This window comes from Nonomuraea sp. NPDC051298, assembly GCF_055586305.1.
In genome coordinates, this window is the sequence record NZ_JBVJIM010000001.1 from 1,017,897 (window position 1) to 1,042,474 (window position 24,578).

The following is a 24,578-nucleotide window of genomic DNA, read 5'->3' on the forward strand; positions in this document are numbered from 1 at the left end:
CACGGCAGGCGCTCGGGCTTCCTAACGGCGGCTGCCCTTCGGCGGAACGAGCCTGGTGCCGGACCAGTCGGGTGCGGCTGAGATGCTGCTGGTCTGCGAGAGACCCGCGGTAGTGGAATCCTCCCCGATGTCGCTCGGCTCCACGTGGCCATCGCGCCCGGCCTTGGGAGTCAGCAGCCAGATCTGGCCGCCGTCGGCGAGTGCTCGCATGGCGTTGGTCAGAGCGTCGAAAAGGTCGCCGTCATCGTCGCGCCACCACAGCAGCACCACGTCGACGACGTCGTCACTATCCTCATCCAGCAGCTCGTTGCCGGTCAGGTCTTCGATGGAGTCGCGAAGTTCGTCGTCGACGTCCTCGTCCCAACCGATCTCCTGCACCACCTGACCCGGCTTGAGTCCGAGTCGTTCGGCCAGGCCGCGCTCGCCCTGCGCCTGACCCGCGGTCGCGCTCACGTTTATCCCTCCTGCTTGAGTGGCCCCGCTTATGCGGTTTATCGCTTCGGCACAGTCCACACGCTGTGACCCTCAGTCGTCAACGGTCGCCACGGGTACGGCGGTAGTCGAGCCGAATCAATCAGACAAAAACGACAGGCGAACCTGGCGTTGCGCGTTGTCGACGTTCAGGTCGACCAGGGCGACCGACTGCCACCTGCCCAGCGCCATCCGCCCGTCCAGCACGGGGATCGTGGCGTACGGCGGGATCACCGCCGGCATGACGTGTGACCTGCCGTGACCACGGGAGCCGTGCGCATGACGCCAGCGGTCGTCGGCCGGCAGCAGTTCGCCCAGCGCGGACAACAGGTCGTCGTCGCTGCCCGAGCCCAGCTCGAGCAGCGCCACGCCCGCCGTCGCGTGCGGCACGAAAACGTGCAGCAACCCGTCCCCGCCCTGGGCGCGAACGAAGTCAGTACATTGGGCCGTTATGTCGTGCACCGTCTCTCGTGAACCCGTGGCCACGGAGATGATTTCAGATCTCACGGGGAAAATCTTACTTATGCACGACGACGGCGTCGGGGCCGGGAAACACCAGTCCCGTGTGCCCGTCGTCGAACCGCACCACGTACGGGGGCCCTCCGTCCGAGCCCTGGACCTCAGTGATTACCCCGCTCCTGTCCCTTTCGCCAACGGCATTCCCGTGCACGAGGAGCCGGTCGCCAACCGTCGCATTCATACCTCCCACATTGGTACGCGGAAAGCCGGACGAAAAGAGCGATTCACAAGTTTTGCCCCACCTAGATGGAGAGGAGAAAACATGACCGGATCGTTACGCTGCGTGGGATGCGACGTTCCGGTCCGGAGACAGGACGACCACGGCCGTTACCTGATCGTCGCCACGACTTCGGGCTCACGATCAAGGACCACAGCGGGCACGCACGGCCAAGCGTACAGAGATCGCAAGAGCCCATCCCGGCGCACGGCCGCACGCTCCGACAAGGCCGAGCCAGGTGAAGGCCCCGGCAGGGCGCTCGAGGGTCACTCGGGGCAGCCTTGAGGGAGGGCGGCTAGACTCGCCCGCCGCGGGTGAGACCGCCCCCGGACGGGGAGGCTAAGGCTACAGAGGAGGCATCGGGGGTGACACAGGCATTCGAGCGAAATTTCGTTCGTTTTCCTGTCTTGTTAAATTGCTCCCGCGATGTAACCTTTGGTGGCGATTCGTCCTACCATCGGTGGTCTAGGCCATCGAAGGTGGCCCTGCCAGCAGGGACACGCTGGTTACTGGCTAGTAGAGATGCGATTTCTACGGCTAGCGACCAGGATGGAAGGCGACCCAGACCAGACATCAGACCATCTCGGAAGGCGAGACCCAGTGGCTTCCGGACGCCAGCGATTCTCGATCATCAGCGACGGCCTACCCAGCCAACTGCCTGATGTCGATCCCAGCGAGACCAACGAGTGGCTCGAGTCTCTCGACAACGTCGTCAAGACCGAAGGCCGCACCAGAGCCCGCTACCTCATGCTCCGCATGCTCGAGCGGGCCCGCGAGCACCAGGTCGGCGTGCCGGGCCTGCGCAGCACCGACTACATCAACACCATCCCGCCGGAGCGCGAGCCCTGGTTCCCGGGTGACGAGCACGTCGAGCGGCGCATCCGCGCCTACATCCGCTGGAACGCGGCCATCATGGTGTCGCGGGCCAACGCCCGCACCAACGTCGGCGGCCACATCGCCACCTACGCCTCGGCCGCCTCCCTCTACGAGGTGGGCTTCAACCACTTCTTCCGCGGCAAGGACCACGGCGAGTCGGGCGACCAGGTCTTCTTCCAGGGTCACGCGGCCCCGGGCATCTACGCCCGCGCCTTCCTCGAAGGGCGGCTCAACGAGGCCCAGCTCGACGCGTTCCGCCAGGAGCTGTCGCACGGCTTCCACGGTCTGCCCTCCTACCCGCACCCGCGGTTGATGCCCGATTTCTGGGAGTTCCCGACGGTCTCCATGGGTCTGGGCCCGATCGGCGCCATCTACCAGGCGCGGTTCAACCGCTATCTGCTCAACCGGCAGATCAAGGACACCAGCCGCAGCCACGTGTGGGCCTTCCTCGGCGACGGCGAGATGGACGAGCCCGAGTCGCTCGGCGCGATCGGCCTGGCCGCGCGCGAAGAGCTCGACAACCTCACGTTCGTGATCAACTGCAACCTGCAGCGCCTCGACGGCCCGGTACGCGGCAACGGCAAGATCATCCAGGAGCTGGAGTCGTACTTCCGCGGCGCCGGCTGGAACGTGATCAAGGTCGTGTGGGGTCGCGACTGGGACCCGCTGCTCGCGGCCGACGTCGACGGCGTGCTGGTCAACCAGATGAACACCACTCCCGACGGGCAGTTCCAGACCTACTCGGTCGAGTCGGGCGCCTACATCCGCGACAACTTCTTCGGCTCCGACCCGCGCCTGCGCAAGATGGCCGAGCACCTGACCGACGACGACATCCGCAAGCTGTCGCGCGGCGGCCACGACTACCGCAAGGTCTACGCGGCGTTCAAGTCGGCCCGCGAGCACGTCGGCCAGCCGACCGTGATCCTCGCCCAGACCATCAAGGGCTGGACCCTGGGCAAGGACTTCGAGGCGCGCAACGCCACCCACCAGATGAAGAAGCTCACGAAGGCCGAGCTGAAGGAGTTCCGCGACCGGCTCTACCTGCCGATCCCCGACTCCGCGCTGGAAGGCGACCTGCCGCCCTACTTCCACCCGGGCGAGAACGACCCCGAGATCGAGTACATGAAGGAGCGCCGCGCGGCGCTGGGCGGCGTGCTGCCCAAGCGCGTCGTCCGCGCCAAGCCGGTCAAGCTGCCCGGCGACGAGGTGTACGGCTCCTTCCGCAAGGGCTCGGGCAAGCAGCAGGTGGCCACCACGATGGCGTTCGTGCGGCTGCTGAAGGACCTCATGCGCGACAAGGAGATCGGCCACCGGTTCGTGCCGATCATCCCCGACGAGGCCCGCACGTTCGGTCTCGACGCCATGTTCCCGACGGCCAAGATCTACTCGCCCCACGGGCAGACGTACGAGGCCGTCGACAGGGAGCTGCTGCTGTCGTACAAGGAGGCCGTGCAGGGGCAGATCCTGCACGAGGGCATCAGCGAGTCGGGCTCGATGGCCTCGGCGATCGCGGCCGGCAGCGCCTACGCCACGCACGGCGAGCACATGATCCCGATCTACATCTTCTACTCGATGTTCGGGTGGCAGCGCACCGGCGACCAGATGTGGCAGATGGGCGACCAGATGGGCCGCGGCTTCCTGCTGGGCGCCACCGCGGGCCGCACCACGCTCAACGGCGAGGGCCTGCAGCACGAAGACGGCCACACCCCGCTCATCGCCTCGACGAACCCGGCCGCCGTCTCCTACGACCCGTCCTGGGCGTTCGAGGTGGCCTACATCGTCAAGGACGGCCTGCGCCGCATGTACGGCGACCAGCCGGAAGACGTCTTCTACTACCTGACCGTCTACAACGAGCCCTACCTGCAGCCGGCCCAGCCCGCGGACATCGACGTGCAGGGCCTGCTCAAGGGCCTGTACAAGTTCGCCGACGGCCCGCAGACGCAGGGCCCGAAGGCCAACATCCTGTCCTCCGGCGTGGCGGGCCCGTGGGCGATGGAGGCGCAGCGGCTGCTCGCGGAAGACTGGGGCGTCTCGGCCGACGTGTGGTCGGCGACGTCGTGGTCCGAGCTGCGCCGCGAGGCGCTGGCGTGCGACGAGCACAACCTGCTCAACCCCGAGGCCGAGCGCCGCGTGCCCTACGTGACCCAGGCGCTCTCGCGGGCGCAGGGGCCGTTCGTGGGCGTCAGCGACTACATGAAGGCCGTGCAGGACCAGATCGCGCAGTGGGTGCCGGGTGACTGGTCCTCGCTGGGCACCGACGGGTTCGGCCTGTCCGACACGCGTTCGGCGCTGCGCCGCCACTTCCACGTGGACGCGGCCTCGATCACGCTGGCCGTGCTGAGCAGCCTGGTCAAGCGCGGCGAGCTCGACGGTGAGGTGCTGCGCGAGGCCATCGCCCGCTACCACCTCAAGAACGGCGTCACCGAGGCGGGCGGCGCCGAGAGCAACGACACCCAGTCGATGGGGGTCTGAGTCATCCGGCACGGGCGCTCCCGCGAATTTCTTCGCGGGAGCGCCGTCATATTCGGCCGCCCACGCCGTTTGGCTGAGTGAGGCGGCACGTTCAGGAGGGGTACGTGCCGCCTCACCCACGTTTGGTGCAGGGTCACGTATTGTGGGCACTACTTCCCCCTGAAACATATGAGGGGAAGTTCGTCATGCGTCGCGTCATCGCCGCCACCCTGCTCCTGGCGGCCGCCGCCTGTTCCACGGCGCCCGCGCAGCCGGTCGCGCAGTCCGCTGCGGAATCCGCCGCCGATCCCGGCACGATCGCATGGGGGCCCTGCACCGACCTCAAGCGCCCCGGCGGCGAACCGCCCGCCCGCCAGGACCCCTCGGTACGCTGCGGCAAGCTCGCGGTCCCCCTCGACTACGCCAGGCCCGACGGGGAGAAGCTGGACCTGGCGCTGATCAAGATCCCGGCCAACGGCAAGGAGCAGCGGCTGGGCTCGATGGTGTTCAACTTCGGCGGCCCGGGAGCGTCCGGCGTCGACACCCTTGACCAGGCCGCCAAGGCGCTGACGACGCTGCGCGCCCGCTACGACCTGATCAGCTTCGACCCCCGCGGCGTCGAGCGCAGCGCGGGCGTGCGCTGCGGCGACGGCGCCGAGATGGACAAGTTCACCTCGCTCGACACGCTGCCGCCCGACGACCAGACGCACCAGGAGAACGCGGCGGCCAACAAGGAGTTCGCCGCGCTCTGCCAGCAGAACTCCGGCAAGATCCTGCCCTACGTCGGCACCGTGAACGCCGCCCGCGACATGGACCGCATCCGGACCGCCGTGGGCGACGCCAAGCTCAACTACGTCGGCATGTCGTACGGCACCCAGCTCGGCGGCGTCTACGCCACCCTGTTCCCCAAGAACGTGGGCCGCATGGTGCTCGACGCGCCGCTGGACCCGACGGTGTCGTTCGAGGAGCGGACGCTGGCCCAGACGCGCGGCTTCCAGCAGGCGTACGAGAGCTTCCTGCGCTCGTGCGTCAAGACGACGAGCTGCGACGTCGGCAAGGACCAGGCCGGCGCCGACGCGAACGTCGAGAAGCTGATGACCCAGCTCGCCGCCAAGCCGCTGCAGGTCAACGGGCGTCCGCTGACCCAGGGTCTGGCCTCCACCGGCGTGGCCGCCGCGCTCTACTCGGAGCTGACCTGGCCGTTCCTGGAGCAGGCGCTCGGCGAGGCGCTCAAGGGCCGCGGCGACGCGCTGATGTACCTCGCCGACTCCTACACCGGACGCGGCCAGGACGGCAGCTACTCCACCCAGATGACCAGCTTCCCCGCCATCACCTGCGTCGACTCCGCGGAACGCCCCGACGAGGCGGCGCTGCGGCGCACCGAGGCGGCCGCGCTGAAGATCTCGCCGCTGTTCGGCAGCGAGGGCTCCGGCGGCCTGTGCCGGGTCTGGCCCGCCAAGGGCAGCAACGAGGCCAGGCACGTGGACGCCACCGGGTCCGCGCCGATCATGGTGGTGGGCGGCAAGGGCGACCCTGCCACGCCGTACGAGTGGGCGCCCAAGCTGACGGCCCAGCTCAAGACCGCGACGCTGGTGACGTACGAGGGTGAGGGGCACGGGGCGTACCTGTCGGGCAGCAAGTGCATCCAGGGGCTGGTGGACGGCTACCTCATCGACGGCAAGATGCCGCAGAAGGGCACCACGTGCCCGGCGGCCTAGTCTTGCGGGGTGACTGACAACCACCTGACGGACGCCACCGTGCCGAACAGCGACATGACCGCCTACGACTCCCAGATCCGGAGTGAGGCCGCGCGCCTGGGGGCTCTGGCCGATGACCTGTCCATCCCGGTGCCGACGTGCCCGGGATGGACGCTCGCCGAGCTGATCACGCATGTCGGGCAGACCCACCGCTGGGCGGTGCACGTGCTGCGCAACCGGGTCCAGGAGCAGATCTGGTCGCGGCAGGTGCCCAGCGGGCTGGGCGAGGGCGAGCACGGCGATGCCGCCTGGCTGGCCGGCGGCGTGGCCGAGCTGCTGGAGACCCTGCGCGTCACCGACCCCGCGACGGAGGTGTGGACGTGGGGCCCCGACAAGCGGGCGACCTGGTGGCCGCGCCGGATGCTCTTCGAGCTGGTGATCCACCGGGCCGACGCCGAGCTGGCGCTCGGCGTCGGCCCGGAGATCCCGGCGGGTACCGCGATCGACGGGATCGAGGAGTTCCTGCACAACCTGCCGGACGCCGCGTGGGTCACCCGGACGCTGGCCGGGCTGGGCGCGGAGGGGGCCACGATCCACCTCCACGGGGACGACGCCGACGGCGAGTGGACGATCACGCAGGGCCCCGCCGGGAAGATCAGTTGGGCGCGCGGCCACGCCAAGGGCGACGCGGCGGTGCGCGGCCCGGTGGGCGACCTGCTCCTCCTGCTCTACGGCCGCCGATCGCCCGACGCGCTCACCGTGCACGGCGACCGCGGCCTCCTCGGCCGCTGGCTCTCCGCCGCCGCCTTCTGAGCCCTCGGAAGGGCCCCTGACGAACCGTCGTTCCTGACGCCTGGCACGCCAGAAGGGCCCTGGACGCGCCGCCGCTCGGCGATCGGCGGCGTGTCCAGGGCAGAGGTGACCCGCACCCGGCCTCGGGCCGGGGCCGCTCATCGGCCGGGATGTTCGCGGGGAAGGCGCAGCTCCCGGCCCCGAGCGGGTGGTCACCTGCGGTGGAAGACCCCGAAGACGCTGCCGGACGTGTCGCGCAGGTAGGCGAAGTCGGTGCCGGCGCCGTCGTCGATCACCTTCGTGATCACCTTGGCGCCGAGCGACTCGCTCTTGGCGCAGGTCTCCTCGACGTCGGCCACCTGCACGTGGAAGATCGCGTGGGCGGGGAACGCACCCTCGGTGTTGTAGAGCCCACCCGTGGGCCGCCCGTCGCCCGGGGGCGTGATCAACCGGTAGTCGATCGGGCCCTCGTCGCGGGTGAACGTCCAGCCGAACAACCCGCCGTAGAACCGCTGGGCGCCTTCGGGGTCGTCGGTCGCGACCTCGAACCAGGTCACCGTGTTGTCCATCGTCGTCTCCTCATTTCTCGAACAAGACAACGATGTATCGCTATGGCGACAACCCTATGTCGGTGTTTTCGAACGACTATCGGCGCGATCAGTCGAGCAGCGTGCCGTGCACGATCATCTCGGGCACGTCGGTGGCGAAGCCTTCGAGCGGCCGGTCGGGGCAGCGCTCGGCGGTGACGGTGGCGGCGGCGATGCGGTCGAGGCGGAAGACGCGTACGTCGTCGCGCAGCCGGCACCACGCCACGAGATACCAGAAGCCGCCCCGCCCGCCGAGGAACACCCCGGGCTCGACGTCGCGCGAGGTCAGCGCGCCCTTGGCGTCGGCGTAGTCGAGCCGGAGCACGCGGCGGCGCAGCAGCGCCTCCTCGATCGCCCGCGAGATGCCCTCGGCGCCCAGCGGCTGGATCTCCTCGCCCGGCTCGGCCGGCGGGTGGACGAGCTGCACGCGCCGGGCCAACTCTCTGGCCAGCTCGCCCTCGGAGCCCGGCATGGCCGCCACCACCTTGCGTAACGCGCTGCGCGCCTGCCTGCCGAACGGCTGGTCACCGGCCCTGCTGAGCGCCACCGCGATGGCCACGGCCTCGGCCGGGGTGAAGTTGAGCGGGGGCAGCGACATCTTCTTGTCGATCGCGTAGCCGCCCCTGCGGCCCGGCTCGGCGTAGATCGGCACGCCCGACTCCTGTAACGCGGTGATGTCGCGCTCGATCGTGCGCACGCTCACCTCGAACCGCAGGGCCAGCTCGCGGGCGGAGCGGCGGCGCGGCGCGATGGCGCGCAGGTCTTCGACGAGCGCGTAGAGCCGGTCGGTACGGTTCACAGCCGGAACGCTACGCGCCGCCACCGACAATCGCGGGCCGCCCGGTAGCCCCGGCACACCCACGTAACCGCGCGGCCACAGGGGTCTCACGCCCGCGCCACCGCCTCAGCGACGCCCCGACGTCCTGCGCGGGCAGGTCACGCCGGGCCCGGCTTTCCCGCCGGGCAAGGACGGCCGAACTTCCCTCCGCACGGCCAGATCTCCCTCCGCACGCCCGGATCTCCCTCGGACGGCCGAATCTCCCGCCGGACGCCACGGGTCGCGCGGGGTCGGGGCCGCGCTCAGGCCCGCGTCCAGGCGAGGAGCCGGTCGAGCGGCCAGGTGTTGACGATGCGTTCCGCCTCGATCCCGCACCGGGCGGCTCGTTCGCACCCGAACCGCTGCCAGTCGAGCTGCCCGGGCGCGTGCGCGTCGGAGTCGACGGAGAACACGCACCCCATCTCGTACGCCAGCCGCATCAGCCGCTTGGGCGGGTCCAGCCGGTCGGGCCTGGAGTTGATCTCGACGGCCACCCCGAACCGCCGGCACGCCTCGAAGACCAGCTCCGCCTCGAACTCCGACTCCGGCCGTCTGGCCCCGCGCGCGCCGCCCGCCCGCACGACCCGCCCCGTGCAGTGCGCGAGCACGTCCACCACGGGGCTGGCGACGGCGGTGACCATCCGGCGGGTCATGTCCTCCGCGCCCATGCGCAGCTTGGAGTGCACGGCGGCCACCACCACGTCCAGCCGTTCCAGCAGCTCGGTCTCCTGGTCGAGGGAGCCGTCGGGGTTCACGTCGACCTCGATCCCGGTCAGGATCCGGAACGGCGCCAACCGCTCGTTCAGCTTGGCCACCACCTCAAGCTGGCGCTCCAGCCGCTCGGCCGACAGGCCCTTGGCCACGGTCAGGCGCGGCGAGTGGTCGGTCAGCGCCCAGTACTCGTGCCCCAGCGCGAGGGCCGCCTCGGCCATCTCCTCGATCGGCGACCCCCCGTCGGACCAGTCGGAATGGCTGTGCAGGTCGCCTTTGAGCGCGGCACGCAGCGCGGCCGTCTCGGTGTCCAGCTCGACTCCGGCGGTGGCCCGCATCCGCCGCAAATACGTAGGAACACCGCCGGACATCGCTTCGTTGATCACCAGTGCGGTGACCTTGCCGATGCCGGGGAGGTCGCCGAGCCCGCCCGTGCGGGCCAGCCGTACCAGCTCGTCCCCGGGCAGGTCCGCCACGATCGCCGCGGCGCGGCGGAAGGCCCGCACCCGGTACGTGGGCTCCCCGGCGCGCTCCAGCAGAAAGGCGATCTCTCGAAGGGCATCAACCGGATCCATGCCTTGATTCCTACCCAAACCAATGACAACCGGCAGGCAGTACAGATTGAACGCGGACAAGACACACCGATAGGCTGACCGGCCAAGGAAAGCAGGAGCTCGATGGCACCACCGCCCCCACACGAAGAGCCGCCACGCAAGTCGTCGAAGGCAGTGCCCCTGGCCATCCTCGGCGTGCTGTCCCTGACGCTGGTCGGCGTCTGGGCGATCGCGGAGGCCAACGACGATGACGACGACGTCACGGCCGACTGCGTCATGCTGGTGGACGACGCGACCACCACGCCGACGCCGTACCCCGACGTCTCGCCCTCCCCGGGCATCAGCACGTCACCCCCTCCGGCCGGCTCCTACGTGGTCGTCGACGACTCGTACTGCGACGACGACGGCTCCTACCGCTACTACAGCAGCGGCCGTTCGCTCGGGGCGTACTCGTGGTACTACGGCGGCATCAGGAACGGCAACCGCGTCTCCGGCGGCACCACCCTGCGCCCCTCCGACGTGAACATCAGCACCCGCGCCGGCAAGGAGATCCAGCGCGGCGGCTTCGGCAACCGCTCCAGCAGCGGGAGCTGAGGGTGCGCCGCGAGCACCACCCCGCCAGAGACGGCTGGGACAAGACGATCGAGAGCCAGGGCCTGGCCTACCACCGCGCCGCCCACCCGGAAGGGCTGAGCAGGCCCTACTGGGACGAGTCCGTCCACTACGTCTTCTCGATGGACGAGGTCGAGTCGCTGGAGGCGCAGGTCGAGGAGCTGCACGGCATGTGCCTGCGCACCGTCGAGCACGTCGTCTCCACCGGGCGCTTCGCCGACTTCGCCCTCCCCGAATGGACGTGGGAGGAGGTGGCCCGCTCGTGGGAACGCCGCGACCCGCACGTGTACGCCCGCTTCGACCTGCGCTACGACGGCACCGGCCCGGCCAAGCTGCTGGAGTACAACGCCGACACGCCGACCTCCCTGGTGGAGTCCTCGGTCGTGCAGTGGTTCTGGCTGCAGGACGTCTTCCCGGCCGACGACCAGTGGAACTCCGTGCACGAGCGGCTCGTCGAGCGCTGGCGCGGGCTGAAGCTGCCGCCCGGCCCGACGCACTTCGCGTTCACCAGCATGGACGAGACCGGCGAGGAGGCCATGACGGTGGCCTACCTGCAGGAGACCGCTGAGCAGGCCGGCCTGCCGACCATGGCCATCGCCGTGGAGGACATCGGCTGGGACCCGCTCAACCGCCGCTTCGCCGACCTCGACGGCCAGATGATCCGCTCGGTGTTCAAGCTCTACCCCTGGGAGTGGATGCTCGCCGACGACTTCGGACGGCACGCCGTACGCCACTCGACCTGGATCGAGCCCCTGTGGAAGACGCTGCTGTCGAACAAGGCGCTGCTGGCGCTCCTGTGGGAGCTGTACCCGGGCCACCCCAACCTGCTGCCCGCCCACCTCGGCGACCCCCGCGACCTGACCTCGTACATCGCCAAGCCGTTGCTGGGCAGGGAGGGCGCCTCGATGCGCATCGTCACCCCCGAGGGCACCCAGGAGACGACCGGAGGGTACGGCCGGGAGGGCTACGTGTTCCAGGGCTTCGAGGCCCTGCCCGAGTTCGAGGGGCAGCGCCCGGTGCTGGGCGCCTGGGTGGTCGCCGACGAACCCGCCGGGCTGGGCATCAGGGAGACCACCGGCCTGATCACCGATGACACCTCCTCCTTCGTCCCGCACCGCATCGCCGACTGACGCACCCACCCTCTGCACGCCTTTCGTGATTGGAACCTGACGTGACGCTTCTCGAAACCCTCGCCCGCGGCGCCGGCGCCATCGCCGCCTACGCCGCCGTCGGCGTGATCCTGCTGATCATCGGCTTCTACGTGATCGACTGGGCCACGCCGGGCAAGCTGAGCGAGGTCATCCGCACCCAGCGCAACCCGAACGCCACGCTGCTGGCCACCTCCGCCCTGGGCGCCGTCGGCCTGATCGTGGCCTCCTCCATCTGGGCCTCCGGCGGCCGGCTGGCCGAGGGGCTGGCGGGCACGGCGGTGTTCGGCCTGGTCGGCATCGTGGTGCAGACGGTGGCGATGCTGGTGTTCGACCGGATCGTCGGCATCTCCGTACGCGACCTGGTCAAGGAGAAGGAGCTGCAGCCGGGCGCGCGGCTGCTGGCGGTCACCCACCTGGCGATCGGCCTGATCACCGCCGTGGCCGTCATCTAGCGGCCGTCGTCCAGCGGCCGTGATCCGGCGGCCCGGCCAGGCGCGGCGCGTACCGCCGTTCCGGTCATCGGGACGGACCTGGCACTCTAGGAGGCGTGACAGACCGGACCCGGGAGGACACCACACGTAGGCTCGAGCGGGCCATGGGCGCGCTCGGCACCGCGGCGATGGCCCGCATGGACGACCAGTTGCCGTGGTTCCGCGCGCTCAGCGCCGAAGACCGCTCGTGGGTGGGGCTGGTGGCCCAGGCCGGCATCGCCGCGTTCGTCGAGTGGTTCCAGCACGCGAGCAAAGACCGGCCCACGCCCAGCATCGAGTTCTTCGGCACGGCCCCGCGCGAGCTGAAGCGTTCGATCTCGCTCCAGCAGACGGTCGACATCGTCAGGGTCGTGGTCGAGGTGGTCGAGGCGCAGACCCACGAGCTGGCCTCCCCAGGCGGCGAGGACCAGCTCCAGCAGGCCATGCTCCACTACACGCGCGACGTGGCCTTCGCCGCCGCCCACGTCTACGCCCGCGAGGCCGAGGCCAGGGGCTCGTGGGACGCCCGCCTGGAGGCCCTGATCGTCGACGCCCTCGTCCGCGGCGAGGTCGACGACGGCCTGCACTCCTGGGCCGCCGCGCTCGGCTGGACCTCCTCCCCCGTGGTCGTCATCGCCGGCCACGCCCCCGACGACGACCCGCGCGCGGTCATCGACAGCCTGCGCGAGAAGGGCCGCCGCATCGGCATGGACCTGCTGGCCGGGGTGCAGGCCGACCGGCTGATCGTGATCGTGGGCGGGGCCGGAAGCGCCGACGAGGCGGCCAGGCAGGTCGTGGCCCGCTTCGGCGTCGGGCCCATCGTGATCGGCCCCGAAGTGCCCGACCTGCACGCCGCCGCCAGGTCCGCCGGGGCGGCGCTGGCCGGGCTGAAGGCGGCCTGCGGCTGGCCCGACGCGCCCAGGCCGGTGCACGCGGAAGACCTGCTGGCCGAGCGGGCGCTCGACGGCGACGCCGACGCCCGCGGGCAGCTCATCGAGAACGTCTACCTGCCGCTCGCGGGCACCCCGCTGCTCGACACGCTGGCGACGTACCTGGAGCAGGGCACCTCGCTGGAGGCGACGGCGCGGCTGCTGTTCGTGCACCCCAACACCGTGCGCTACCGGCTCAAGAAGATCACCGAGCTGACCGGCTACCAGCCCACCGAGGGCAGGTCCGCGTTCACCCTCCAGGTGGGCCTCATTCTCGGCCGGCTCTCGGAGAGCGCGGTAGCCTGGGGGCCTTAACGTAACGGCGTCGAAATCCACATTGTAGGCTTCCTACAAATCACCCCGGACAAAGTTCGTGCGGATCTCCATCCGCGTGTCGAAGTTCTACAGGGCAAGGTGGATTTTGTGCTAGTACTCGTCGCCCCGGGCCAAGGTGCCCAATCACCGGGCTTCCTGACTCCCTGGCTTGAGCTGCCCGGTCTGGCCGACAGACTCGGCGCGTGGTCGGAGGTCGTCGGGCTCGACCTGATCGCCTACGGCACCACCGCCGGCGCCGACGAGATCCGCGACACCGCCGTCGCCCAGCCGCTGCTCGTCGCCGCCGCGCTGGCCTCCGCCGAGGCGCTCGGCGTGACCCCCGGCCTGCTGGCCGGGCACAGCGTGGGCGAGTTCGCCGCGGCCGCGCTCGCCGGGGTGCTCACCCCCGAGCAGGCGCTCGGCCTCGTCCGCGACCGGGCCGGGGCCATGGCCAAGGCCGCCGCCGTCACCGCGACCGGCATGACCGCCGTGCTCGGCGGGGTCGAGGAAGAGGTGCTGGCGGCCCTCGACAAGCACGGCCTGACCCCCGCCAACGTCAACGGCGCCGGGCAGATCGTGGCCGGCGGCACGCTGGAGCAACTCGCGGCGTTCAAGGAAGACCCGCCCGCCCGCGCCCGGCTCATCGCGCTGTCCGTCGCGGGCGCCTTCCACACCCACCACATGGCCCCGGCGGTCGACAGCCTGCGCGAGGCCGCCCGGCACGTCGTCCCCTCCGACCCGGCGATCCCGCTGCTGTCCAACTCCGACGGGCAGGCGGTCGCCACCGGCGCCGAGTTCCTCCAGAGACTGGTCGACCAGGTCAGCAGCCCCGTCAGATGGGGTTCCTGCATGGAGACCATGGCCGGGCTCGGCGTCACCGAGATGATCGAGCTGCTGCCCGGCGGCACGCTGACCGGCCTGGCCAAGCGGGCCCTGCGCGGCGTGCGGACCGTGGCACTGAAGACACCCGACGACCTCGACGCGGCCAGGGAGCTGATCAAGTGAGGATCCCCGACATCGCCCCGGGCGGCAGGGTGCTGGCCCTCGGCCACTACCAGCCGGCCAACATCGTCACCAACGACGACCTGGCCAAGACCATGGAGACCAACGACGAGTGGATCCAGTCCCGCGTCGGCATCAAGGAGCGCCGGGTCGCTCCCGCCGGGGAGTCCCTCGAGGACATGGCGACCATCGCCGGCGGCAAGGCGCTGGCCGCCGGCGGCCTGTCCCCCGACGACGTCGACCTGGTGATCGTGGCCACCTGCACGCTGGAGACCCAGATCCCCAACGCCTCCGCGGTCGTGGCGCACCGGCTGGGCATCAAGTCCCCCGGCGCGTTCGACGTCAACGCGGCCTGCGCCGGGTTCTGCTATGCGCTGGCCACCGCCGACGCCGCCGTACGCGCGGGATCGGCCAGGAACGTGCTGGTCATCGGCGCGGAGAAGCTCTCGCAGTGGGTCGACTGGACCGACCGGTCCACCGCGGTGATCTTCGCCGACGGCGCCGGCGCCGCGGTGGTCGGCCCGTCCGAGACGCCCGGCATCGGCCCCGTGGTGTGGGGCAGCGCGGGCGACAAGGCCGACGCGATCCACATCAAGGACCGCGACGACTTCCTCCACCAGGAGGGCCAGACGGTCTTCCGGTGGGCCACCACCGCGCTGCACCCCGTGGCGCTGGAGGCGTGCGAGCGGGCGGGGGTCCACCCGTCCGAGCTGGCCGCGTTCGTGCCCCACCAGGCCAACCTGCGCATCATCGAGGGCATCGCCCGTAAGCTGGGTGCCGACCAGGCCGTCATCGCCCGCGACATCGTGCACGCGGGCAACACCTCGGCCGCGTCCATCCCGCTGGCGCTCTCGCGCATGCTGGAGCGGGGCGAGGTGCGCTCCGGCGGCCTGGCCCTGGTGCTCGGCTTCGGCGCGGGCCTCACGTACGCGGGCCAAGTGATCGAGATCCCCTAGGATCCGTCACGTCCCAAGCCTGTGCGGCACCGTCCGCACGGATTCCAGAGAAACCAGAAGGAGAACAAGCGATATGGCTGCCACCGAGCAGGACATCCTCGCCGGCCTCGGCAAGATCATCAACGAGATCACCGGCATCCCGGCCTCCGAGGTGACGCCCGAGAAGAACTTCGTCGACGACCTCGACATCGACTCCCTGTCCATGGTCGAGATCGCCGTGGCCGCCCAGGACGAGTTCGGCGTCGAGATTCCCGACGACCAGCTCAAGAACCTGAAGACGGTCAAGGACGTGCTCAACTTCATCCAGAACTGAAACGTCCGTCCACCACAACTGACTAGCAAGGAGCGCGAAACGTGAGTGCGAACCGGGTACGTGTCGTCGTCACCGGGCTCGGCGCGACGACGCCCGTCGGTGGAGACGTCACCTCGACCTGGACGGCGCTCCTCGCCGGTCAGTCGGGTGTCGAGACTCTCACCACCGACTGGATCGACACCGTCCCCGTGAGGTTCGCGGGGACGGCCGCCGTCGATCCCACCGAGGTGCTGCCGCGGCCCGAGTCCCGGCGGCTCGACCGCAGCGAGCAGTTCGCGCTGGTGGCCGCCAGGGAGGCCTGGCAGGACGCCGGCGCCCCCGAGGTGGCGCCCGAGCGGCTCGGCGTCGTGGTCTCCAGCGGCATCGGCGGCATCACGACCACGCTGAGCGCGTACGACACCTATCGCGAGCGCGGCTGGAACCGGCTGTCGCCCTTCACCGTGCCGATGCTCATGCCCAACGGCCCGGCCGCCTGGATCGGGCTCGACCTGGGCGCCCAGGCGGGCGTGCACGCCACGGTGTCGGCCTGCGCGTCCGGTGCCGAGGCCATCGGCCACGCGATGGACATGATCAGGGTCGGCCGCGCCGACGTGGTGGTCGCCGGCGGCACCGAGGCCGCCATCCACGGCCTCAACATCGCCGCCTTCGCCGCCGCACGGGCCATGTCCACGCGCAACGACGACCCGGCGGGCGCGTCGCGGCCGTGGGACCGCGGCCGCGACGGGTTCGTGCTCGGCGAGGGCGCGGGCATCATCGTGCTGGAGTCCGAGGAGCACGCCAGGGCGCGCGGCGCGCGCGTCTACGCCTACTGCTCGGGCGTCGGCTACTCCGCCGACGCGCACCACATCACCCAGCCCGAGCCCGAGGGCCGGGGCATCATCATGGCGATGACGCAGGCCCTGACCGACGCCGGGATCAGCGGGCTCGACGTCAAGCACGTCAACGCGCACGCCACCTCGACCCCCGCGGGCGACGTCGGCGAGGTGGTGGCGGTGGCCAAGGCCATCGGCACGCACCCGCTGGTGACCTCCACCAAGTCCATGACCGGGCACCTGCTCGGCGGGGCGGGCGGCATCGAGTCGGTCTTCACGATCAAGGCCCTGCAGGAGCGCATCGTCCCGCGCACCATCAACCTCGACGACCTCGACGACGGCATCGAGGTCGACCTCGTCCACGGCGCGAACCGCGCCCTGCCCGAGGGCGATCTCGCCGCGGTCAACAACTCGTTCGGATTCGGCGGGCACAACGTGTGCGTCGTGTTCCAGGGAGCTTAGACACACTGCGGGTCGGCGGCTGCCTCGACGCCACGTTCGCCGGGAAAGCCGTCCGCTTCGTACGTAGGTGTGACGCCTTCGGTGTTCCGTTGGTTGTCCTCGCGGACGTTCCCGCTATAGCCGCCGCTGCACGCGGCAGGGCCCGCACCTGACGTCAGGTGCGGGCCCTGCTGTCGTCCGCGGCCCCGGCCGGCCGGGGTGTCACTCCTCAGGAAAGCGGCCTGCGAACGGCCCGCTCAAAACGGCCTGCTCAAACGGCGGCGTGCAGCCACCTGACCGGTGCGCCGTCACCGGCGTACCTGAACGGCTCCAACTCCTCGTCCCATGGTCTGCCGAGCAGTTTGTCCAGCTCGTCCTCAAGCACGCACCGCCCCTGCGCGGCCAGCATCATCGCGGCGCGGAGCCGGTCCTCGGGGATCATGATGTCGCCGGCGACCCCGATGACCGACGTGAACGCGCCGAGCGTCGGCGTGTAGGCGTGCCGGGACCCGTCGACGCCCGGCGAGGCGTCCTCGGTGATCTCAAACCTGAGGCGCTGCCAGCCCATGAGGGAGGAGGCGATGGCCGCCGCTATGCCCGCGCGGCCCTCCCACTCCGCCTGCGCCCGCACGACGTTGGGCGCGGCGGGTTGCGGAGTCCACGTCAGGTCTACGGGTACGCCAAGGACACCCGCGACTGCCCATTCGATGTGAGGGCACAGCGCGGGCTGAGCCGAGTGGACGTAAAGGACGCCACGAGCAGACACCGGACCTCCCCTTCGGTACGAGGTGCGCCTTCCCCAACGGCCTCGCCCCAGGATGATCACAAGTGACTAGGGAGAGACTACCGTCGGTCGTCATCCGGCACCAGTGGGGGGCCATACCAAGTTGGTGCGGGAGTGGCGGGTGACAGTGCCCTCCCACGCGGGAAGGAAACCCGCTCATGAACATCCAATCAGTCGGTGAGGCGCTCATCCGCCCAGGTCAGGTGCTGACCGACCGCGCCGCGCTGAGCGCCGCGTCCCGCTGGACGCAGGCGGTCTCGGAGGCGGACGGCGTCTGCGTCCTCCACCTGACGGACGGCGCCGATCCCCGCGAGGTCACCGCCGAGCTGCGCGACCAGGGCATCCGGGCGTCGCCCAACCACGTGCTGCGCGGCCAGCCCCTGTTCTTCGGCGGTCCCGCCTCCCGGCCGTTCCCCGCTCCCCCCGTCCCCTTCAAACCCGGCCGGGCCCGCTCCGACGTGGTCGTGGGCCTGCTCGACACCGGCGTGGCCGACCATCCCTGGTGGTCGGACGCCGACTGGTACGACCGCCTCGGCCCCGAGGACGCCGACGCCACCGAGGGCGCGCAGGCGGGGCACGGCACGTTCATCGCCGGTCTGCTGACGCGCCGCGCACCGGGCGTGTCGCTGCGCGTGCGCCGGGTGCTCGACGGCGACGGGCTCGGCGACGAGGCCGGCGTCGTACGCGCCCTGCACCGCATGCGCGAACGGCCCCCGCAGGTGCTCAACCTGTCGTTCGGCTGCCACACCTTCGACGACCGCCCGCCGCCCCTGCTGTCGGACGCCATCGCCGCCCTGCCCGACACGGTGACGGTGGCCTGCGCCGGGAACACCGCCTCCGACCGCCCCTTCTGGCCCGCCGCGCTGCCCGGGGTGGTCGGCGTGGCGGCCGTGGACGCCTGCGAGCCGCGCAGGGCCCCCTACTCCGGCTACGGCACCTGGGTCGACGCGTGCGCCCCCGGCGACTGGCTGACCAGCAGTTATCTGGACACCGGAGACTTCGGCGGCTACGCGGCCTGGAGCGGCACGTCGTTCGCCACCGCGCTGGTGGCCGGCGCCGTCGCCGACGCGGCCAGACACGAGCCCGCGACGGAGTGGATCAGGCGGCTGCTCGACTCCGAGGAGGCCCCGCAAATTACCGATCTGGGGGTTCTCTTCTCGGCGAGTCTGTAGAGTTTACGCTCAGTCCCCGGTCAATCACGGGGAGGCAGAACCGCCTCCCCGTACCGGGTGAAAGGAGGCGCGGATGCGTGATCACCGTGATCCGGCGCAGCTACTCGCAGCCGCGGCCGACGACGACGGGTCGGCCTGGGACGAGCTCGAATCGAGGTTCGGGCCGCGCATGTGGGCGGTCGCCCGCGCGTGCGGCCTGAGCCCCGCCGACGCCGCTGACGCCGTTCAGGGAGCCTGGCTGCGCCTGCTGCAGCACGTCCACGACCTCAGGGACCCGGCGCGGGTGGGAGGCTGGCTGGCCACCACCGTGCGCAGGGAGGCCCTGCTGATCCAGCGGAAGGCGGTCTCGGCGATCTCCCCTTCCGAGGTGGTCGGCGACCCCGACCCACTGTCGGCCGTACTCGAGGCCGACGGCCGGCGCCTGCTCTGGGAGCAGGTGGCCACCCTGCCAGAGCCCTGCCGCACCCTGCTCCTGCTGGTCGCGAACGATCTCAGCAACCAGCAGGTGGCCTCCCGGCTGGAGCTGCCCCCGGGCAGCGTCGGCCCGACCAAATCCCGTTGCCTGGAGAAACTGCGCACCCTGCTCTCACTACAGGAGACAGCGCAATGATCAACGACGAATACTTCCTGGCAGCCCTCCGGCTGGCCTCCGGGAACGACCCGATCCCCCAGCACGTGTCCGCCGCCGCACGTGACGCCTACCGGCTTCGGGTCCCGCAGGCGGTGACCGCCGTGCACGCCGAGTCCTCCACGATCCGCAGCGTGCGCGACGACGACAACTCGCACCTGGTGCGCTTCGTCGCCGACGGCCTCACCTTCGACCTGGAGGTGACGGAAGGCGACGGGCTCATCGACATCGCCGGGCACATCTCCCCCTACCCAGGAGAGGGCACGCTCGTCGACGTGCGATCCCCCCACATGACGCTCACCAGACGCATCGCCCAGACCGGCCACTTCGTCGCCACCGGCCTGCCGCCCGGCTGGCTCAGCGTGGTGTGTCACCGGCCCGGCCACCCGCCCATACAGACCACCTGGGTACGCATCCGCCCCTGATCGTTCCTGCCCCGTCCCTGATCCGCCAATGACCTCGCCGGGAGAGCTGCGCCCTGCTCCCGGCCGTCCCCCGACCGAGGCCGGCCATGAGCGCAACACCGGACGGACACGTCCCACGCGACGGCATCCATCCGCTCGTCAAGGCGGCCGAGGCCGCCCTGACGCGATCCCTGATCGACCCCGGCCACGCCATGCGCGCGGCCCGCGCCGTCCTCGCCCACGCCCGGCGCACCGGCCAGACCGAGGCCGAGGTCGTGGCGCTCAGGTCGATCGCGCTGGCCGCCCGCGAGCTGGGCGACCTCGAGGCCGCCGAGCACCACCTGCGCGAGGCCATCGCCACCTCGGCCGCCCCGCCTGAGCGGATCGCCCAGGCGCGGCTCTCCCTCGTCACCGTGCGCACCGAGCGCGGCCACCCCCTGCCCGCCCTGCGCGTGGCCGCCCTGGCCTGGGCCTACCTATCCCCGCTCGACCGCGCCAAGCTCGACACCCAGCGCGCGGTCGCCCTGGCCCACCTCGGTCGCCACCAGGAGGCCCTCGCCTCGTGCGACCGCGCGCTACGCGCCCTCGTGGCCGCGCCCGGCACGATCGACGACCGCAGGTTCCTGGCCGGCGGGCTGCTCAACCGCGGCCTCATCCACTCCTACCGCGGCGACTGGAACGCCGCCATGCGCGACCTCACCGCCTGCCTGAGTCTCTCCCGGCAGGCCGGGCTGCGGCACCTGATCCGCCTGTCCGTCGCCAACCTGCCCTTCCTCGCCGTACGCAGGGGCGACGTCGCGGGGGCGTTCCAGCACTACGCCGAGGCCGAGGACACCCTGTACGGCTTCCCAGAACGGCTGGCCACGATGCGGGCCGACTTCGCCGGGGCCCTGCTGGCCGTCCACCTGCCCGGCGAGGCCAGGGCGATGCTGAACCTGGCCGTACCCGATCTGGAGGCGTCGGGCGCGCACACCGCGCTGGCCGAGGCCCGGCTCAAGTTGGCCCAGGTGGAGCTGCTGACCGGCGACCCGCACCGGGCCGGGCAGGTGGCCGAGGTGGCGACGGCGGAGCTGGCGGCGCAGGAGCGTACGACGTGGCTGCCGCTGGCCAGGGAGGTCACCCTGCGCTCGCGGCTGGCCCTCGAACCCGTCACCCCGGAGCTGGTCGCCGAGCTGATCGCGTGCTCGGACGAGCTGGAGTACGGGCACGTCCACCGCGCCGACGCGGCGGCGCTGCGGCTGGTGGCGGCCGAGGCGGCGCTGTCCGTGGACGACCGCCCGACCGCCCTGGCCCAGCTCGCCCGGCTGACCGAACGCACCGAACGCACCGAACGCACCGAACGCACCGAACGCACCGAACGGACGACGCCGCCCGGCACCCACGTGACCGCGCCCGGCACCTCACCCGGCACCTCGCCCGACACCTCGCGCGACGCGGAACGCCACGCCAGGCGGCTCGCGCAGGCGACACGGATCCCGGCGCCGGTTCGCCGGCACGCGCTGGCCCTCCAGGCCGAGCTGCGGAACGACCTCCCGGCCGCCTTCCGCGCGGTGCGCGACGGGCTGGCCGAGGTGAGCGAGCGGGTGGAGACGTTCGATGACCCCTCGCTGCGCGCGCACGCGGCCAGGGCGGGGGCGCGGCTGGCGGCGTACGGGCTGGAGCTGGCGGTGCGTGACGGGTGCGCGCGGCAGGTGTTCGAGTGGGCGGAGCGGTGGCGGGCGGTGGCCGCTCCCGCGCACGGGGGCGCCCTGGTGGAGCCCGACCGGGTCGGGGCCGAGCTGGGGCGGGGCGCGCTGGTGGAGTACGTGGCCGACGGTGACGCGCTGCTGGCCGTGCTGGTGGCCAGGGAGCGGCTGTCGCTGCGGCGGCTGGGCGGCGTGCGGCAGGTGCGGGAGGGGATCGTACGCCTGCGGTACGCGCTGCGCCATCCGAGCCGCCGCCACGACGTCGAGACGGCCGCCGACGAGCTGGAAGAGCTGGTGCTGGGCCCGCTGCGCGCCGACCTCGGCGACCGGCCCCTGGTGGTCGTGCCGGTGAGCACGCTGCACACGCTGCCCTGGGGCGCGCTTCCGTGCCTGCGCGAACGGCCGGTCAGCGTGGCGGCCGGCGCGGCGGCCTGGATGCGGGCCCGCAGGTCCCGGCGCTCCCGTACGGCCGGGCCGCCCTCCGTGGCGGCGGCGGCCGGTCCGGCGCTGGCGCACGCGCACGCCGAAGTGGCGCACGTGCTGGCCTGCCATCCGGGCGGGCGGCAGGTTCCCGGGCGCATCGTGCCGGTGCTGGAGGCGCTGGCCGAGGTGGACGTCGTTCACCTGGCGGCCCACGGGGTGTTCCACGCGCGCAGCCCGCTGGTGTCGGGCATCACGCTGGAGGACGGCTCGCTCATGGCCTACGACCTGCTGGACGTCGCCCGTTCGGCGGGGCTGGTGGTGCTGTCGGCGTGCAACTCGGGGATGTCGCGGACGCCGATGGAGGGGGCGCCGCTGGGGTTGCCGGGGACGTTCCTGGCCAAGGGGTCGTCCTGCGTGATCGCGGGGATGGTGCCGGTGCGGGACGAGGCGGCCAGGGCGGTGATGAGCGCGTTCCACGAGCTGGTGGCCGCCGGGGAGCCGCCGGACGCGGCGCTGGCGTGCGCGGCGGCCAAGACGGGCGAGAACGGCTTCGCCTGCTTCGGGGCAGGCGACCAGCCGCTCTACCAGGGGCGCCGTGCCTACGAGGGGCCGGTGGCGACGGGGCGGGACGGGTCGGACACCCAGTCGGACCAGGAGCCCGCGTAAAGTGCCGCCGGCAGGCCGGCCACCTCCAGCGCCAGCACCTCGTGGGCGGCCGTCACCCCGGAGCCGCAGTAGACCCCGGCCTCGACCCCCTCGCCCACGCCCAGCCCGGCGAAGCGGGCCCGCAGCTCCCGCGGGTCGAGGAACCTGCCGTCGGGCCCGACGTTGCCGGTCGTGGGCGCGCTGACCGCCCCGGGAACGTGCCCGGCCACCGGGTCGACCGGCTCCACCTCGCCCCGGTAACGCTCGCCCGCTCGGGCGTCGAGCAGCACGCCCCGGCCGGGCAGGGCCGCCGCCTCGTCGGCCGTCAGCACCGGCAGGCCGCCGGGACGCGCGGTGAAGTCGCCCTCCACCGGCTCGGGAACCTCCTTGGTGATCGGCAGCCCGGCCGCGATCCAGGCGGGCAGGCCGCCGTCGAGCACGCGTACGTCGTCGTGTCCGAAGTAGCGCAGCGTCCACCAGGCCCTGGCGGCGACGGTGCCGGCGGCGTCGTCGTAGACCACCACCGGACGCCCGCCGCGGACGCCCAGCCGCCGCATCGCGTCCTGGAACGCCGCCGCGCCCGGCAGCGGGTGCCGCCCGCCCTGACCGGGAGGGGCCGCGAGGTCGGTGTCGAGGTCGCAGTAGACGGCCCCGCCGATGTGGCCCTCACGGTACGACTCCAGCCCGGGCGGCCCGCCGAGTCGCCAGCGCACGTCGAGCACCGTCGCGCCGTCGAGCGCGGCAAGATCGGCGGGAGTGATGAGCGGGCTGGTCACGGGCGTACCTCCAGGAGCGGGACGTGCTGTTCGGCCGGCGTCAGCGAGCCGTGGTAGCCGGTGAAGAGGGCCTCGAGCGGATGCCTGCTGGGAGCGGTGATGGCCAGGCCGCCGCGGGGCACGGCCACGACGTCGCCGATGCGTTCGAGCCACGCGTCGCGTACGCGGGGGCCGAACCAGCCCGACTCGACCGCCTCCTGCCTGGACACCACCCACGCCTTGCCGCCGAGGGTCTCGCGCCACGCCTCCAGCACCTGTTTCCCCGCGCCGGGGCGGGTGTAGACGTGCCTGGCCCTGGCCTCGCCGCCGAGCAGCGCCACGCCCTCGGTCAGCTCGGGGACGGTCTCCGCGTCGATCTTCTCGGTGGCGTTGACCATGCCGTGGTCGGCGGTGACGTAGAGGGCCGAGCCGGGCGGCAGGCCCTCGGCCAGGCGCGCCGCCATGTCGTCGACGACGGCGAGCTGACGCAGCCACTCCTCGCTGCCCCAGCCCGTCATGTGCCCGGCGGCGTCGAGGTCGCCGTAGTAGACGGTGACGTGGGCCCGCCGCTCGCGCAGGGCCTCGTGGACGCGGGCGACCCGCTCATCGACGGTGTCGGCGGGAACGTAGCGTACGCCGCGGTAGACGGCCCTGGTCAGGCCGGTGCCCTCGAACTCGGCGGGGGCGACGTAGACGGACTCGACGCCGGCGACGGCGGCGCGCTCGTAGACGGTGGGGGCCGGCTGCCATTCGTCGGGGTCGATCGTGCGGCCGCCGGGGAGGGTCCAGCGCAGGCAGTTGAACAGGTGGCCGGTGCCGGGCACGGCCAGCATGAGGCCCACCATGCCGTGCTCGCCCGGCGTCAGGCCGGTGCCCAGGGAGCACAGGCTGGTGACGGTGGTGGCGGGGAAACCGGCGGTGATCGTCCTGCTCTGGAGCGCGGACAGGAAGGGGGCGGTCTCGGGGTGGGCGCTGAGCAGCTCGGCGCCGAGGCCGTCGACCAGGAAGAGGCAGACTCGGTCGGCCGGCTCGAGCGCCAGCGCGTTGGGCTCGCGCAGGCCCAGCGCGGCCAGCAGTGAGCCCGGCAGATCGGCGAGCGACCCGCCGCCGTAACCCGGCACCAGCATGCCCTCAGTGTAACCTCTCGTGATCTCCCGTACCCGGCTCGCGGGCTCGACGCGCCCCGCCGTCCTGACGGCCGGGGCCTTCAGGCGCGGGCGGGCCGAGCCCGTGCGAGAACGGGTGATGTGGGGGACCGATGGGTTTCCTGGGGCGCTACCGGGCGGAAGGGGCGCGAAGGGAGCGCAGGTGCCGGGCGGGTGAGCGGCGGGAGAGGGGCGCGGTGAAGTGGCCGTCGCGCCGGGAGGAGGGCCGCGCCACGGGAGGGAG

Annotated in this window: 24 protein-coding genes and 1 pseudogene; 16 read left to right on the top strand and 9 right to left on the bottom strand. The window is 71.7% G+C overall.

All coding sequences use genetic code 11. The features are described from left to right. Positions 1-21: 21 nt before the first annotated feature. The 3 genes from ACZ6S0_RS04925 to ACZ6S0_RS04935 form a co-directional block, all read right to left on the bottom strand. A complete protein-coding gene (locus ACZ6S0_RS04925; RefSeq protein ID WP_465913265.1) occupies positions 22-453 on the bottom strand; it encodes a DUF3052 domain-containing protein in 432 nt (143 codons plus the stop codon). A gap of 117 nt (positions 454-570) precedes the next feature. Further along, positions 571-978: a YjbQ family protein gene (locus ACZ6S0_RS04930; protein WP_465913267.1), complete on the bottom strand. Its 408-nt coding sequence runs from the start codon at positions 976-978 to the stop codon at positions 571-573. Positions 979-988: 10 nt separating this feature from the next. Beyond that, complete coding sequence (locus ACZ6S0_RS04935; RefSeq protein ID WP_344887384.1) at positions 989-1,171, bottom strand: DUF1918 domain-containing protein; 183 nt, start codon at positions 1,169-1,171, stop codon at positions 989-991. A 636-nt stretch (positions 1,172-1,807) separates the two neighbouring features. Between ACZ6S0_RS04935 and aceE the strand changes: the two genes are divergently transcribed. From aceE to ACZ6S0_RS04950, 3 genes are all read left to right on the top strand, one after another. Next, positions 1,808-4,555, top strand: coding sequence for a pyruvate dehydrogenase (acetyl-transferring), homodimeric type (gene aceE, locus ACZ6S0_RS04940; protein ID WP_465913270.1), 2,748 nt, complete (start codon positions 1,808-1,810; stop codon positions 4,553-4,555). Between the two features lie 185 nt (positions 4,556-4,740). Further along, complete coding sequence (locus ACZ6S0_RS04945) at positions 4,741-6,252, top strand: alpha/beta hydrolase (RefSeq protein WP_465913273.1); 1,512 nt, start codon at positions 4,741-4,743, stop codon at positions 6,250-6,252. Positions 6,253-6,261: 9 nt separating this feature from the next. Next, the gene (locus tag ACZ6S0_RS04950; protein WP_465913275.1) at positions 6,262-7,044 is read left to right on the top strand and encodes a maleylpyruvate isomerase family mycothiol-dependent enzyme; all 783 of its coding nucleotides are present in this window, start codon (positions 6,262-6,264) and stop codon (positions 7,042-7,044) included. Positions 7,045-7,235: 191 nt separating this feature from the next. On the opposite strand, the gene ACZ6S0_RS04955 is transcribed toward ACZ6S0_RS04950, so the two are convergent. The 3 genes from ACZ6S0_RS04955 to ACZ6S0_RS04965 all read right to left on the bottom strand — a co-directional run bounded on the left by ACZ6S0_RS04955 (position 7,236) and on the right by ACZ6S0_RS04965 (position 9,713). Further along, the gene (locus ACZ6S0_RS04955; RefSeq protein ID WP_465913276.1) at positions 7,236-7,592 is read right to left on the bottom strand and encodes a VOC family protein; all 357 of its coding nucleotides are present in this window, start codon (positions 7,590-7,592) and stop codon (positions 7,236-7,238) included. A gap of 88 nt (positions 7,593-7,680) precedes the next feature. After that, the gene (locus ACZ6S0_RS04960; protein WP_465913278.1) at positions 7,681-8,409 is read right to left on the bottom strand and encodes a helix-turn-helix transcriptional regulator; all 729 of its coding nucleotides are present in this window, start codon (positions 8,407-8,409) and stop codon (positions 7,681-7,683) included. Positions 8,410-8,690: 281 nt separating this feature from the next. Then, positions 8,691-9,713 carry a PHP domain-containing protein gene (locus tag ACZ6S0_RS04965; RefSeq protein ID WP_465913280.1) on the bottom strand — a complete coding sequence of 341 codons (1,023 nt, stop codon included), beginning with the start codon at positions 9,711-9,713 and terminating at the stop codon, positions 8,691-8,693. Between the two features lie 102 nt (positions 9,714-9,815). Between ACZ6S0_RS04965 and ACZ6S0_RS04970 the strand changes: the two genes are divergently transcribed. From ACZ6S0_RS04970 to ACZ6S0_RS05010, 9 genes and pseudogenes are all read left to right on the top strand, one after another. Continuing rightward, the gene (locus ACZ6S0_RS04970) at positions 9,816-10,286 is read left to right on the top strand and encodes a hypothetical protein (protein ID WP_465913282.1); all 471 of its coding nucleotides are present in this window, start codon (positions 9,816-9,818) and stop codon (positions 10,284-10,286) included. A 2-nt stretch (positions 10,287-10,288) separates the two neighbouring features. Then, complete coding sequence (locus ACZ6S0_RS04975; protein WP_465913284.1) at positions 10,289-11,434, top strand: glutathionylspermidine synthase family protein; 1,146 nt, start codon at positions 10,289-10,291, stop codon at positions 11,432-11,434. Positions 11,435-11,475: 41 nt separating this feature from the next. Then, positions 11,476-11,907, top strand: coding sequence for a DUF350 domain-containing protein (locus tag ACZ6S0_RS04980; RefSeq protein ID WP_465913286.1), 432 nt, complete (start codon positions 11,476-11,478; stop codon positions 11,905-11,907). 143 nt (positions 11,908-12,050) lie between these two features. After that, entirely contained in the window at positions 12,051-13,169 is a 1,119-nt protein-coding gene (locus tag ACZ6S0_RS04985; RefSeq protein WP_465913396.1) for a PucR family transcriptional regulator, read from the top strand. A 108-nt stretch (positions 13,170-13,277) separates the two neighbouring features. Next, positions 13,278-14,174 carry an ACP S-malonyltransferase gene (locus ACZ6S0_RS04990; RefSeq protein WP_465913288.1) on the top strand — a complete coding sequence of 299 codons (897 nt, stop codon included), beginning with the start codon at positions 13,278-13,280 and terminating at the stop codon, positions 14,172-14,174. Beyond that, entirely contained in the window at positions 14,171-15,127 is a 957-nt protein-coding gene (locus ACZ6S0_RS04995; protein WP_465913290.1) for a beta-ketoacyl-ACP synthase III, read from the top strand. Before ACZ6S0_RS04990 ends, ACZ6S0_RS04995 begins: the two co-directional genes overlap by 4 nt. A 73-nt stretch (positions 15,128-15,200) precedes the next feature. Further along, on the top strand, positions 15,201-15,440 hold the full coding sequence (locus tag ACZ6S0_RS05000; RefSeq protein WP_465913291.1) for an acyl carrier protein: 240 nt from the start codon (positions 15,201-15,203) through the stop codon (positions 15,438-15,440). Positions 15,441-15,481: 41 nt separating this feature from the next. Next, positions 15,482-16,714: a beta-ketoacyl-ACP synthase II gene (gene fabF, locus ACZ6S0_RS05005; RefSeq protein ID WP_465913293.1), complete on the top strand. Its 1,233-nt coding sequence runs from the start codon at positions 15,482-15,484 to the stop codon at positions 16,712-16,714. Positions 16,715-16,719: 5 nt separating this feature from the next. Continuing rightward, positions 16,720-16,827, top strand: a pseudogene (locus ACZ6S0_RS05010) (carboxyl transferase domain-containing protein); the annotation flags it as partial. Positions 16,828-16,964: 137 nt separating this feature from the next. Here the strand turns inward: ACZ6S0_RS05010 and ACZ6S0_RS05015 are convergent. Beyond that, positions 16,965-17,459: a DUF3145 domain-containing protein gene (locus tag ACZ6S0_RS05015; RefSeq protein WP_465913295.1), complete on the bottom strand. Its 495-nt coding sequence runs from the start codon at positions 17,457-17,459 to the stop codon at positions 16,965-16,967. Positions 17,460-17,635: 176 nt separating this feature from the next. Here ACZ6S0_RS05015 and ACZ6S0_RS05020 point away from each other — a divergent pair, with 176 nt between their 5' ends. From ACZ6S0_RS05020 to ACZ6S0_RS05035, 4 genes are all read left to right on the top strand, one after another. Then, positions 17,636-18,649 carry a S8 family peptidase gene (locus tag ACZ6S0_RS05020; RefSeq protein WP_465913297.1) on the top strand — a complete coding sequence of 338 codons (1,014 nt, stop codon included), beginning with the start codon at positions 17,636-17,638 and terminating at the stop codon, positions 18,647-18,649. Positions 18,650-18,722: 73 nt separating this feature from the next. Beyond that, entirely contained in the window at positions 18,723-19,259 is a 537-nt protein-coding gene (locus tag ACZ6S0_RS05025; RefSeq protein WP_465913299.1) for an RNA polymerase sigma factor, read from the top strand. Continuing rightward, positions 19,256-19,702 (top strand): hypothetical protein, encoded by a 447-nt coding sequence (locus ACZ6S0_RS05030; protein WP_465913301.1) that lies wholly within the window; start codon positions 19,256-19,258, stop codon positions 19,700-19,702. Before ACZ6S0_RS05025 ends, ACZ6S0_RS05030 begins: the two co-directional genes overlap by 4 nt. 86 nt (positions 19,703-19,788) lie before the next feature. Then, positions 19,789-22,455: a CHAT domain-containing protein gene (locus ACZ6S0_RS05035; RefSeq protein WP_465913303.1), complete on the top strand. Its 2,667-nt coding sequence runs from the start codon at positions 19,789-19,791 to the stop codon at positions 22,453-22,455. Here ACZ6S0_RS05035 and ACZ6S0_RS05040 read toward each other — a convergent pair. Together ACZ6S0_RS05040 and ACZ6S0_RS05045 are read right to left on the bottom strand one after the other, a co-directional pair. Next, positions 22,389-23,210 (bottom strand): sulfurtransferase, encoded by an 822-nt coding sequence (locus ACZ6S0_RS05040; RefSeq protein WP_465913306.1) that lies wholly within the window; start codon positions 23,208-23,210, stop codon positions 22,389-22,391. The two genes, ACZ6S0_RS05035 and ACZ6S0_RS05040, sit on opposite strands and share 67 nt — an antisense overlap. Then, positions 23,207-24,316 (bottom strand): alkaline phosphatase family protein, encoded by a 1,110-nt coding sequence (locus ACZ6S0_RS05045; RefSeq protein WP_465913308.1) that lies wholly within the window; start codon positions 24,314-24,316, stop codon positions 23,207-23,209. Before ACZ6S0_RS05045 ends, ACZ6S0_RS05040 begins: the two co-directional genes overlap by 4 nt. Positions 24,317-24,578: the final 262 nt, after the last annotated feature.